Here is an 11,084-nt window from a genome sequence, read left to right as displayed (position 1 = left end):
AGACGTCCATTCCTTCGACCCGAGGAGCAGTGCGTCCGACCAGCTTGGCGATGTCGTGCGCGGCCGATTGATCCTCCGAACTCACCACGATCGCGGCGTAGCGGCCGAACGGCGGCGCGCCCGCCTCGCGCCGCGCTTCGGTCTCGGCGGCCGTGAAGGCGTCGGCGTCGCCCGACACCAGGGCTTCCATCACCGGCGCCTTGGGATCATGCGTCTGGATGAAGACGTGGCCGCGTTTCTCGCCGCGTCCGGCGCGCCCGGCGACCTGCATGATCTGTTGGAACGTGCGCTCGGCCGCCCGCAAATCGCCGCCGCCTAGTCCAAGATCGGCATCGATCACCCCGACCAGGGTCAGATTGGGGAAATGATAACCCTTGGTGACCAGCTGCGTGCCGATCACGATGTCGATCTCGCCGGCTTCCATCCGGTTGACGAATTCGGCCGCCTTGGCCGGCGACCAGATCGTGTCGCTGGTGACGATCGCGGTGCGCGCTTCCGGCCACAAGGCCGCCACTTCGTCCGCGATACGTTCGACCCCGGGCCCGCAGGCGACCAGCGAATCCTCTTCCTTGCATTCGGGGCATGCGTGCGGGGTCGGCATGACATGGCCGCAATGGTGGCAGCTCAGCCGCCGGACCAGCCGGTGCTCGACCATCCAGGCCGTGCAATTGGGGCATTGGAAGCGATGCCCGCATGTCCGGCACAAGGTCAGCGGCGCGTAGCCGCGACGGTTGAGGAACATCAACGCCTGTTCGCCGCGCGCCAACGTCTCGTCGATCGCGTTGACCAGCGGCGGCGCGATCCAGCGGCCGCGCTCGGGCGGGTTCTGCAACAGGTCGATCGCCTCGATCGCCGGCATTTCCGCCGCGCCGTAGCGACCAGGCAGCTTCACTTCGGCGTAATTGCCGATCTCGACCTGCTGGCGCGTCTCGATCGCCGGGGTGGCGGTGGCGAGCACGACCGGAATGTGCTCGAACTTGCCGCGCATCACCGCGACGTCGCGCGCATGGTAATGCACGCCTTCTTCCTGCTTGAAGCTGGTCTCGTGCGCTTCGTCGACGACGATCAGGCCGAGATTGGCATAAGGCAGGAACAGCGCCGACCGCGCGCCGACCGTCACCAATGCCTGCCCGGTCGCGACCGCGCGCCAGGCACGGCGGCGCTGCGACTGGCGCAGCCCCGAATGCCAAGCCACCGGCTCGCAGCCGAAGCGCGCGGTGAAACGCTGCAGGAACGGCTCGGTCAGCGCGATCTCGGGGAGCAGCACCAATGTCTGCCGTCCCGCGCGGATCGCGGCGGCGATCGCCTCGAAATAGACTTCGGTCTTGCCCGAACCGGTGACCCCGTCGAGCAAGGTCGGCTTGAAGCCATGCGCCGCGACATCGGCGATCAGCGCATCGGCCGCGACCTGTTGCTCGTCGGACAGCAACGGCACGGCATGATCGGGATCGGGCAGCGGGTAAGGACTGTCGATATCGACCTCGACCGCCTCGATCGCTCCCACCTTGACCAGCCCGCGGATGACACCGTCGGACACATCGGCGATCGTCGCCAGTTCGCGGACCAGTCCCTGGCGGTCCCCGATCCGCTCGAGAGCCTGCGCGCGCTGCGGCGTCAGCCGGTCGGGGACATGCCCGGTCGCACGATATTCCGTGACGGTGCGTGCACCCTCGAGCGCCGATGACGACGGCAAGGCCATGCGCGCGACCGAGACGGGGGACGCGAGGTAATAATCCGCCGTCCATTCGATCAGCCGCCGCATCGCATTGGTCAGCGGCGGCACCGGCAGCACGTCGATCAGATTGCGCAGGCGATTGTCGCCGACTTCCGCGTCCGACGGCATCCGCTCAGGCTCCCACACCACGCCGAGCAACTGGCGCGGGCCGAGCGGCGCCACGACGAGCGACCCCGGCTCGACCGTCATGCCATAGGGCACGCGATAGTCGAGCGGGCCGAGCGCGGAGTTCATGACGAGGACGCGAGCGCGGGACATGCGCGCCCCATATGGCGATTGCCGCGCCGTCGCGAAACCTCGCGCTGGATCGAGGCGGCAATCGGTCGGGCTGCGCCCGAGTGCAACGGCGCTGACGCATTGCCGTGCCAGCGTCGGCTCGGCCGCAAGTCCGCGGCCGAATCCCTTTGTGGAGACCCCTGATGTCCGACATCGACGAAGCGCCCGGAGCCGAGCTGAATCCGGCCACCCAGCCCGAGGACGAGCAGGAAGATATTGCTGTCGAGGACAGCGCCGAAGACGACGCGGAAGACGCTGACGAGGATGCCGACGCCGACGAACAAGGCGCCGAGGTCGAATGACGCATCCCGGCCGGGCGGCGCGCGAGCGATTGCCCGGCCGCACCAATGCAAGGCGGCGATTGAGTGCCGACCCCGCGTCGCGCTAGACTGCGGGCGTGACCCCGCAGGAACAGCTCGACGGCTTCATCGACAAATACACGCCGGAGATCGCGGCGACGATCCGCCGCGCCGTGGCGATGGTGGCGGCGCGCCTGCCCGGCGCGACCGTGCTGGTCTACGACAATTACAACGCGCTCGCGATCGCCTTCGGCGCCAGCGAGAAGATGCGCTCGACCGTCTGCTCGGTCGCCGGTTATCCGCGCTGGGTCAGTTTGTTCCTATCGAACGGGCCGACCTTGCCCGATCCCGAAGGATTGCTCGAAGGCGAGGGCGGTACCGTTCGCCACGTCAAGCTGATCGGCGACCGGATGGACAGCCCGGCGGTCGCCGCGCTGATCGATGCGGCCGCCGCCAGCGTCGCGCTGCCGATCGATCCCGCCGGGGAAGGGCGCCTGATCATCAAGTCGATCTCGGCCAAGCAACGGCCGCGCCGGCCATGACCGCGCTGCCGCTCGATTTCGGCCGCCATCTGGCGCGCGACCGGCGGCGCTCGGCGCATACCGTGCGTGCCTATGAAGCGACGGCGGTGCGGCTGATCCAGTTCCTTGGCGGTCATTGGGGCGAGGAGATCGATCGCGCCGCGCTCGGCCGCGTCTCGGCTGCGGATTTGCGTGCATATCTCGCGCACCGGCGCGGGCAGGGATTGGGCAATGCCTCGGCCGCGCGCGAACTGTCGGCGGTGCGAACCTTCCTCAAATGGGCGGCCGGCGACGAGGCTCCGCCACGGATGCGCGGACCGCGCGTCAAGAAAGGCGTGCCGCGCCCGATCTCCCCGGCCGACGCGGTCGCGCTGGCCGAAGAAGTCGCCGAGGATGCCGCCGAGCCGTGGATCGCCGCGCGCGACTGGGCGGTATTGCTGCTGCTCTACGGCGCGGGGCTGCGCATCGGCGAGGCGGTCGGGCTGACCGGCGCGGTGCTGCCGCTGGGTGAGGCGATGGCGGTGACCGGCAAGCGCGACAAGACGCGGATCGTGCCGTTGTTGCCGCAGGTACGCGACGCGATCGAGGCCTATGCCGCCGCGTCGCCCTGGCCGGTCGAGCGACGCGAGCCACTGTTCCGCGGAGCAAAAGGCGGGCCGTTGTCGGCGGGGGTGGTCCGGAAATCGGTGCAGGCGGCACGCACGCGGCTCGGCCTCGCCGAACGTACTACGCCGCACGCGCTGCGGCACAGTTTCGCGACGCATTTGTTGGGGCGCGGCGCCGATCTGCGCCAGCTCCAGGAATTGCTCGGCCATGCCAGCCTGAGCTCGACCCAGATCTACACGGCGGTCGACGCCGCGCATCTGCTCGATGTGTACCGCAACGCGCATCCGCGGGCTTAGTCGGCGATGACCAGCGCATACGGCGCGCAGGATTGGCCGAAGGCTACCGAACCAGCCTAATAACCGTCGTCACCCCAGCCTTGTGCCGGGTCCGCCGAACCGCACGGGGAGCCCTCGAGCCTCTTGCCCATGATCAAGTCGCCCGGCGGATCCCGGCACAAGGCCGGGATGACGGTTGGATTGGGGTCGCGGTTGCGGCGAGCACAATCGCGGTGATGTGCCCGCTCGTTCCGGAGACGGGTCCCGTTTTCGTGGGGATGACGATGGAGACCTAAGCCCGCGGCTTCCACGTCGCCACACGCCACACATACCACGCCGCGATCGCCGCGCAGATCGTCACGGCGGCCGGCCCGGTCCAGCCTTCCGCCTCGCGGAAATTGGCGCCGAGATACCAGCCGGCGCCGGTCAGGAACGCGTTCCAGATCGTCGTGCCGGCCAAGGTCCAGACGATGAACTTCCAGCGCGGCATGTTCGAGATGCCGGCGGGCAGCGACACGATCGATCGCCCGAACGGCGCGAAACGCAGCGCGAACACCAGCCATTGGCCGTGCCGGAAGAAGAAATTGTCGATCTTCTCGACGTCGGACCAATTGACCGTCAGCCAGCGCCCGTTGCGGTCGACGAACGGTTTCAGCTTCTGCAGCGGGACGTTGCGGCCGATCCAGTACCAGAAATAATTGCCCGCGGTGGAGCCCAGCGTCCCCGCGATCATCACCCCGGCGAAGCTGAGCTTGCCATGCGCGACCGCGATCCCCGCGAAGCCCATGATGACCTCGGACGGGATCGGCGGGATGATGTTCTCCAGCGCCATCCACAGGAAAATCGCCGCATAGCCCCATTGCTCGAGGCCGTGGAGGAACCATTCGGTCACCTGTTCCCCTCCCATTCATGGGAGGGGCTAGGGGAGGGCGTGTTGGGATGATTTGGTTGGTCGAAGAAAGAAACAGGCCCTCCCCCGACTCCTCCCGCAAGCGGGAGGGGAGATTTAGGCATGCCCGGCAACCTTCTTCTCGATCGCGTCCCAGATCATCGCCGAGACGTCGACGCCGTCGAACCGCTCGATCGCGACGATCCCTGTGGGGGAAGTGACGTTGATCTCGGTCAGCCATTCGCCGCCGATCACATCGATCCCGACGAACAATAGCCCGCGCCGCTTGAGCTCGGGCGCCAGCGCCGCGCAGATCTCACGCTCTTTCGCGGTCAGTTCGGTCTTCGCCGCCGATCCGCCGACCGCGAGGTTCGAGCGGAATTCGCCTTCGCCGGGCAAGCGGTTGATCGCGCCGGCGATCTCGCCGTCGACCAGCACGATGCGCTTGTCGCCGCTCGCCACGCCGGGCAGGAACGCCTGGAGCATGTGCGGCTCGCGCCAGGTCTGGTTGAACACCTCGATCAGCGCCGACAGATTGGTGCCCTCGCGATCGACCTTGAACACCGCCTTGCCGCCATTGCCGTGGATCGGCTTGACCACGATCGCGCCGTGCTCGTGCAGAAAAGTGCGCGCTTCTTCCAGGCTGCGGGTGACCAGCGTCGGCGGCATGAACCGCGCATAATCGAGCACGAACACCTTTTCGGGCGCGTTGCGCACGCTGGCGGGATCGTTGACCACCAGCGTCCGGTCGGCGATCCGCTCGAGCAGATGCGTCGCGGTGATGTAGCCGAGGTCGAACGGCGGATCCTGCCGCATCAGCACGACGTCGGTGTCATCGCCCAGGTCGAGCCTGACCGGCTCGCCGAAACTGTAATGCTTGCCGACGACGCGCTCGACGATGACCGGATGCGCCTTCGCCCAGACATGGCCGTCGCGATAATTGAGCGCATCGGCGGTGTAGTGGAACAAGCGATGCCCGCGCGCCTGCGCCGTCAGCATCAGCGCGAAACTCGAATCGCCGGCGATGTTGATCGACTCCATGGGGTCCATCTGGACGGCGACGGTCAAGGGCATGCGATCTCTTTCCTGCTCGTCACCCCAGCGAAAGCTGGGGTCTCGTGGGATTTTACCGCCTGAGATGCCGGCTTTCGCCGGCATGACGGTTGATGTGTAGGCGTGTTATCCGGCTATGTCACCCGATCCACGCATTCTCGATATGGCGAGGCCTGGTGCCCGGCGCCAGCAGGATCACGTCGACGCGGATATCGTCGCCCGGCCCGGCATAACGCGGCATCAGCACTTCGGCCGCCGCCGCTACCCGGGAAAGGCGGCGTTCGTCGATCGCGAAATCGAGTTCGGCGGCGGTGGCGCGGCTCTTGACCTCGACGAAGGCGATCAGATTGCCCTTGCGCGCGACGATGTCGACTTCGCCCGCCGGCGTGCGCACGCGCTTGTCGAGGATGCGCCAGCCCTTGAGCCGCAACCACCACGCCGCGATCCGCTCGCCGCGACGGCCGGATGCTTCGGCGGCGCGTCTGTCTCGATTCCCGTCCCGCTTGCGGGAGGGGTTAGGGGAGGGCGTGTTATTCCTAGGCATTCCGGCAACAAGCCCTCCCCCCAGCCCCTCCCGCAAGCGGGCGGGGAGTTTTCAGTCCTTCAGCTCCATCGCCCGCGCGTAGAGCTCGCGCCGGTCGAGATTGAATTTTTTCGCGACCTCGGCTGCGGCCTTGCTCGCCGGCAACCTGGTCAGCGCTTCCGCCAGTGCGGCATCCGCATCTTCGATATTCGCCGGCGGCGCCTCGCCGGGCGGCGCCACCACCACGACGATCTCGCCCCTGGGCGGGGAGTCGGCATAGCGATCGGCGAGCACGGTCAGCGTGCCCGTCACCGCTTCCTCGAACTTCTTGGTGATTTCGCGCGTCACCGCCGCCTCGCGGTCGCCCAGCTCCTTGGCCAGCGCCGAGAGCGTTGCCGCCAGCCGCGGCCCCGATTCGTACAGCACCAGCGTCGCGCGCACGCTCGCCACTTCGGCGATCGCCTCCGCCTTGGCGCCGGCCTTGGCCGGCAGGAAGCCCAGGAACAGGAAACGATCGGTCGGCAGCCCGGCCAGCGTCAGCGCCGCGATCGCCGCGCAAGGGCCTGGAATCGTCACCACCAGATGCCCCGCCGCGCGCGCGTCGCGGACCAGTTTGTAGCCCGGGTCGGAAATCAGCGGCGTCCCCGCGTCGCTGACCAACGCAACCGCTTCGCGTCCCATCCGTTCGACCAGTCCGGGTCGCACCCGGTCGGCATTATGGTCGTGATAGGCGATCATCGGCCGCTTGGTGCCGATGTGACGGAACAAGCCCGCCGTCACGCGCGTGTCTTCGACCGCGACTAGCGCCGCGTTCGCCAGCACCTCGGCGGCGCGCGGCGACAGGTCACCGAGATTGCCGATCGGGGTGGCGACGATGTAGAGACCAGGCATAAGAACATCAGACATCAGGGGAACGTCATGGCAGACCCAGCAACCCGACCGCAACGATTGACGCAGCTGAAGCGGGCGGTTTTCCTGTTTGGGCTGCTGGTGCTCAGCGCCTGCTCGAGCGTCGTGCCCCGCACCGGGCCGCCGGTCGAGACCGGTCCCGCGGTCGTCGCGCCGCCGCCGCGTCCCCCCGTGGTGATGCCCGGCCTGCCGACCGACAACGAGCATCACATGGTCGCGCTGCTGGTGCCGCTGACTGGCACCAATGCCGGCGTCGGCAAGAGCATCGCCAATGCGACTCAGCTGGCGTTGCTCGATACCAACAACAGCTCGCTGCGCATCACCACCTATGACACGGCGACCGGTGCGGCCGCCGCCGCGCAGCGCGCGATCGACGATGGCGCGCGGGTGATCCTGGGGCCGCTATTGGCCGAGGACGTGCGCATCGTCGCGCCGATCGCCCGGCGCGCTGGCGTGCCGGTGATCAGCTTCTCGAACGATTCGAGCCTGGCCGGATCGGGCGCGTATCTGATGGGCTATTCGCCCGGCCAGTCGATCGAACGCGTGGTCGATTATGCCGCCGATCAGGGGATCACCACGTATGGCGGCCTGGTCGCCAACGGCATCTATGGCCAACGCTCCTCGACCGCGTTCTTGCGGGCGGTGGAGGCGGCCAAGGGTCAGGTCATCTCGCTCCAGAATTACGAGCATAGCGCCGCGTCGGCAGCCGCTGCGGCGGCGCGGCTGGGCAAGGCGGGTCCGATGGGGGCGATCCTGATCGTCGACGATGGCGCCGCCGCCGCCGGTGTCGTGCCGTTGATGCGCAAGAACGGCGAAACCGGCGCGCGTGTGCTGGGCACGGAGCGTTGGAACGCGGAAGCGTCGGTCGCCGCCAAGCCCTCGCTCAACGGCGCCTGGTTCGCCAGCGTTCCTGACAATCTTTATCGCCAATATGCAGTCAAATACCGCGCCCGGTTCGGCACCGCGCCCTATCGCCTGTCGAGCATGGGCTATGACGCGGTGTTGCTGACCATCCGCATCGCACGCGACTGGCGAATCGGCGCGCCGTTTCCCGAGGATCGCCTGCGCGACAAGGGCGGTTTCTCGGGTATCGACGGCGCCTTCCGTTTCGGCCGCGACGGCATCGCCGAACGCGCGCTCGAAGTGCAGGAGATTCGCGGCGGGACGACCGTGGTGATCTCGCCGGCGCCGACGGGGTTCTGAGCGCCTGTCAAATCCTCCCCATCGCGGATGGGGAGGGGACCGCGGTGAAGCCGGTGGAGGGGAATGCCCCGTCCTCGCCGCTTCGCGGCTGCGGCCCCTCCACCCATCGGCTTCGCCGGGCGGTTCCCCTCCCCACGCTGCGCGTGGGGAGGATTCATGCGGTCGCGGGCACCCGGACAATCTCCCCTAGAATAGCATTCAGCACCGGCATCCCCGCCTCGGTCGCGCGGAGGCGCTCGCCGTCGCGCGTGAGCAATCCCTGCTCGATCAATCGCCCGATCGCCCGCAGATCGGCAAGCTCGCCGATCGGGCGGTCGCCCAATGTCGCGATGCGCGCCAGGTCGAGCCCTTCGGCCAGCCGCAGCCCCATCAGCATCGCTTCGATCGCGCGCTCCTGCGGGGCGAGCGCGTCTTCCTGTTCAATGCCGTGGCCGTTGCGCGCGACGGCGTCCATCCAGTTTTCCGGCTTGCGCCGGCGCTGCGTCGCGACACCAATCCGGCGACCGTGCGCGCCCGGGCCGATCCCGGCATAGTCCTGATAGCGCCAATAGGTCAGGTTGTGGCGGCTCTCCGCACCCGGCCGGGCGTGGTTGGAAATTTCGTACGCGGGCAGGCCGGCGCTCGCGGTCAGCGCGCGGGTCAGCTCGAACAGATCCGCGGCGCGATCGGCATCGGGCAGCACCAGCCGGCCCGCGGCGGCCTCGGTCTGGAAGCGTGTGCCCGGCTCGATCGTCAGCTGATAGAGCGAGAGATGCTCGGTGCCGAACGACAAGGCGCGGGCGAGTTCGGCGTGCCAGTCGGCCAGCCCCTGGTCGGGCCGCGCGTAGATCAGGTCGAAACTGACTCGCTCGAACACGGTCTGCGCGGTGTCGAGCGCGGCCAGCCCCTCGGTCACGTCATGCGCGCGGCCGAGAAACGCCAGGGTCCGGTCATCGAGAGCTTGCAGCCCCAGGCTGACGCGATTGACCCCGGCGGCGGCGAGATCGGCGAACCGCGCGGCTTCGACCGACGAGGGATTGGTTTCCAGCGTGATCTCGATGCCGGCGGCGAATCCCCAGGCGCGCTCGGCGGCATCAAGCAGTGCCGCCACCGTCGCCGGCGGCATCAGCGACGGCGTGCCGCCGCCGAAGAAGATCGAGCCCAGCCGTCGTCCCGGCAGCACGCTTGCCTCGTGCGCCAGATCGTTCAGCAAGGCGTCGCGCCACGCCATTTGGTCGACGCTGTCGCGGACATGACTGTTGAAGTCGCAATAGGGACATTTCGAAACGCAGAACGGCCAATGGACGTATAAGGCGAGGGGTTCGGTCATCTGGGCGGTCATATGGAGACGAGCGCATGATCAGGAAAGCCGGGATCGCTCTGATGGCGACGACGCTGGCGGCCTGCGGCGGTACAAGCGCGCCCGAGCGCGTGGTCGAGCCGCGCGCCGACGCGGCGCCGGCCCCGCGCGGCGCGGCGCTGCGTCGCCAACTCAAGCTCACCCGCCACAACGACGCGCGCCACGCGGTCGGGGTGGCGTCGCTGGTGTGGGACGACGGGCTGGCGGCGCATGCGCTGGGCTATGCTCGCGACCTTGCCCGCACGCGACGTTTCGAGCACGCGCCGCAACCGATGGGCCCCGGACGCGAGGGCGAGAATCTCTTCACCGGCACGCGCGACGCTTATTCCTATGCCGAGATGATCCAATATTGGATCGACGAGCGGAAATGGTTCGTGAACCGGCCCGCGCCGGATTTCAGTACCACCGGCAATGGCGAGGCGGTGGCGCATTACACCCAGATCGTCTGGCGTACGACGACGCGGGTCGGCTGCGCGGTCGCGAGCAACGATCGCGACGATTATCTCGTCTGCCGCTACGCGCCGCCCGGCAACGTGATTGGGTTGAAGGCGCTTTAAGCCTTTCGCCCGAAGCTTCGTTAACGCCGCGCGCGCGAACAGCGGCAGCGTGATCCGCTGTCGTGTCCTTGCTGCGCTAGCGTTGCTGCCTCTGACCGCCAACGCGCCGATGCCGCGGCCCGGCGGCCCCGCATTCGTCCGCGCGATGCTCGACGGCCAGAACGCCGCGCGCCGCGTGGCCGGCGTGCCCGACATGATCTGGGACGACAATCTCGCCGCCGACGCGCAGGAATGGGCCAATCACCTCGCCGCGACGAGCAGCTTCTACCACTCCGACGACGATCGCGGCAGCGACCCCGAGGGAGAGGGCGAAAACCTCTTCATGGGTACCCAGGATGCCTATAGCTATCAGCAGATGGTCGGCATGTGGGTCGACGAAAAGAAATTCTACCGCGACGGCGTCATGCCCAACCTCTCGACCACCGGGAATTGGGACGATGTCGGGCATTACACCCAGATCATCTGGCACTCGACCAAGCGCGTCGGCTGCGCGCTCGCCAGCAACGGCGACGACGATTATCTGGTGTGCCGCTATTCCGAGCCGGGCAATTTCATGGGCGAGAGCCCACGCTAGAGCGCTTCGGAAATCGCGCGTAGCAGCGCCAACCCGCGCTCGTTGCAATAGTGTGCCGAGCCTGCAACTGCAGGAAAGCCTTCAGGAAGGCTGAGGCAGAGCACGCGGATCGCGTCGAGAAATGCGTCGTCGATCGTGAACGACACAAAATCGTCCCAATCCCATGGCGCGCCAGTTCCGTCGAGAAAGCGGCCAATCGTATCTTTGACCTCGGCGCGGGCCAATCTCACGCCGCTAGCCATCACAACACCGCGTCGACCAACTGCCGGAACGCCGCAGCGCGATGGGTGAGGGGCGTCTTCTCGTCATGCGCCATCTCGCCGAA

At 67.7% G+C, this 11,084-nt stretch carries 13 protein-coding genes; 6 read left to right on the top strand and 7 right to left on the bottom strand.

From position 1 onward, the window contains the following. On the bottom strand, positions 1-1,993 hold a 1,993-nt coding region (locus tag ACTHJR_RS07490), incomplete at its 3' end, for a primosomal protein N' (RefSeq protein ID WP_440522499.1). Between the two features lie 161 nt (positions 1,994-2,154). On the opposite strand from ACTHJR_RS07490, the gene ACTHJR_RS07485 reads away from it, so the two are divergent. The 3 genes from ACTHJR_RS07485 to ACTHJR_RS07475 all read left to right on the top strand — a co-directional run bounded on the left by ACTHJR_RS07485 (position 2,155) and on the right by ACTHJR_RS07475 (position 3,733). Then, positions 2,155-2,313, top strand: coding sequence for a hypothetical protein (locus tag ACTHJR_RS07485; RefSeq protein WP_440522498.1), 159 nt, complete (start codon positions 2,155-2,157; stop codon positions 2,311-2,313). Between the two features lie 95 nt (positions 2,314-2,408). Continuing rightward, positions 2,409-2,852 (top strand): hypothetical protein, encoded by a 444-nt coding sequence (locus tag ACTHJR_RS07480; RefSeq protein ID WP_440522497.1) that lies wholly within the window; start codon positions 2,409-2,411, stop codon positions 2,850-2,852. Then, on the top strand, positions 2,849-3,733 hold the full coding sequence (locus tag ACTHJR_RS07475; protein WP_440522496.1) for a tyrosine recombinase XerC: 885 nt from the start codon (positions 2,849-2,851) through the stop codon (positions 3,731-3,733). Before ACTHJR_RS07480 ends, ACTHJR_RS07475 begins: the two co-directional genes overlap by 4 nt. Positions 3,734-4,004: 271 nt before the next feature. Here ACTHJR_RS07475 and ACTHJR_RS07470 read toward each other — a convergent pair whose 3' ends face one another. The 4 genes from ACTHJR_RS07470 to rsmI form a co-directional block, all read right to left on the bottom strand. Beyond that, positions 4,005-4,604, bottom strand: a complete 600-nt coding sequence (locus ACTHJR_RS07470) for a DedA family protein (RefSeq protein ID WP_440522495.1) — start codon at positions 4,602-4,604, stop codon at positions 4,005-4,007. A 114-nt stretch (positions 4,605-4,718) separates the two neighbouring features. Further along, positions 4,719-5,675 carry a glutathione synthase gene (gene gshB / locus ACTHJR_RS07465; protein WP_440522494.1) on the bottom strand — a complete coding sequence of 319 codons (957 nt, stop codon included), beginning with the start codon at positions 5,673-5,675 and terminating at the stop codon, positions 4,719-4,721. 118 nt (positions 5,676-5,793) lie between these two features. Next, complete coding sequence (locus ACTHJR_RS07460; RefSeq protein WP_440522493.1) at positions 5,794-6,198, bottom strand: YraN family protein; 405 nt, start codon at positions 6,196-6,198, stop codon at positions 5,794-5,796. Between the two features lie 51 nt (positions 6,199-6,249). Beyond that, a complete protein-coding gene (gene rsmI / locus ACTHJR_RS07455) occupies positions 6,250-7,083 on the bottom strand; it encodes a 16S rRNA (cytidine(1402)-2'-O)-methyltransferase (protein ID WP_440522492.1) in 834 nt (277 codons plus the stop codon). A gap of 12 nt (positions 7,084-7,095) precedes the next feature. On the opposite strand from rsmI, the gene ACTHJR_RS07450 reads away from it, so the two are divergent. After that, a complete protein-coding gene (locus ACTHJR_RS07450) occupies positions 7,096-8,289 on the top strand; it encodes a penicillin-binding protein activator (protein ID WP_440522491.1) in 1,194 nt (397 codons plus the stop codon). A 154-nt stretch (positions 8,290-8,443) separates the two neighbouring features. On the opposite strand, the gene hemW is transcribed toward ACTHJR_RS07450, so the two are convergent. After that, positions 8,444-9,610 (bottom strand): radical SAM family heme chaperone HemW, encoded by a 1,167-nt coding sequence (gene hemW / locus ACTHJR_RS07445; RefSeq protein WP_440522490.1) that lies wholly within the window; start codon positions 9,608-9,610, stop codon positions 8,444-8,446. A gap of 14 nt (positions 9,611-9,624) precedes the next feature. Here hemW and ACTHJR_RS07440 point away from each other — a divergent pair, with 14 nt between their 5' ends. Further along, positions 9,625-10,185, top strand: coding sequence for a CAP domain-containing protein (locus ACTHJR_RS07440; protein ID WP_440522489.1), 561 nt, complete (start codon positions 9,625-9,627; stop codon positions 10,183-10,185). Between the two features lie 82 nt (positions 10,186-10,267). Continuing rightward, positions 10,268-10,759 carry a CAP family protein gene (locus tag ACTHJR_RS07435; RefSeq protein WP_440522488.1) on the top strand — a complete coding sequence of 164 codons (492 nt, stop codon included), beginning with the start codon at positions 10,268-10,270 and terminating at the stop codon, positions 10,757-10,759. Here the strand turns inward: ACTHJR_RS07435 and ACTHJR_RS07430 are convergent. Next, the gene (locus tag ACTHJR_RS07430; RefSeq protein WP_440522487.1) at positions 10,756-10,983 is read right to left on the bottom strand and encodes a hypothetical protein; all 228 of its coding nucleotides are present in this window, start codon (positions 10,981-10,983) and stop codon (positions 10,756-10,758) included. The two genes, ACTHJR_RS07435 and ACTHJR_RS07430, sit on opposite strands and share 4 nt — an antisense overlap. Positions 10,984-11,084: the final 101 nt, after the last annotated feature.

The sequence above is a fragment of the Sphingomonas sp. genome (genome assembly GCF_051962185.1).
Taxonomy (GTDB): Bacteria; Pseudomonadota; Alphaproteobacteria; order Sphingomonadales; family Sphingomonadaceae; genus Sphingomonas.
This window is presented reverse-complemented; position numbering and strand designations above follow the sequence as displayed.

Bases quoted from the DNA above. Each gene is read 5' to 3' on its own strand.
- gshB (WP_440522494.1), bottom strand. From the start codon at position 5,675: ATGCCCTTGACCGTCGCCGTCCAGATGGACCCCATGGAGTCGATCAAC.
- rsmI (WP_440522492.1), bottom strand. From the start codon at position 7,083: ATGTCTGATGTTCTTATGCCTGGTCTCTACATCGTCGCCACCCCGATC.
- ACTHJR_RS07485 (WP_440522498.1), top strand. From the start codon at position 2,155: ATGTCCGACATCGACGAAGCGCCCGGAGCCGAGCTGAATCCGGCCACC.
- ACTHJR_RS07460 (WP_440522493.1), bottom strand. From the start codon at position 6,198: ATGCCTAGGAATAACACGCCCTCCCCTAACCCCTCCCGCAAGCGGGAC.
- ACTHJR_RS07440 (WP_440522489.1), top strand. From the start codon at position 9,625: ATGATCAGGAAAGCCGGGATCGCTCTGATGGCGACGACGCTGGCGGCC.
- ACTHJR_RS07450 (WP_440522491.1), top strand. From the start codon at position 7,096: ATGGCAGACCCAGCAACCCGACCGCAACGATTGACGCAGCTGAAGCGG.
- ACTHJR_RS07475 (WP_440522496.1), top strand. From the start codon at position 2,849: ATGACCGCGCTGCCGCTCGATTTCGGCCGCCATCTGGCGCGCGACCGG.
- hemW (WP_440522490.1), bottom strand. From the start codon at position 9,610: ATGACCGCCCAGATGACCGAACCCCTCGCCTTATACGTCCATTGGCCG.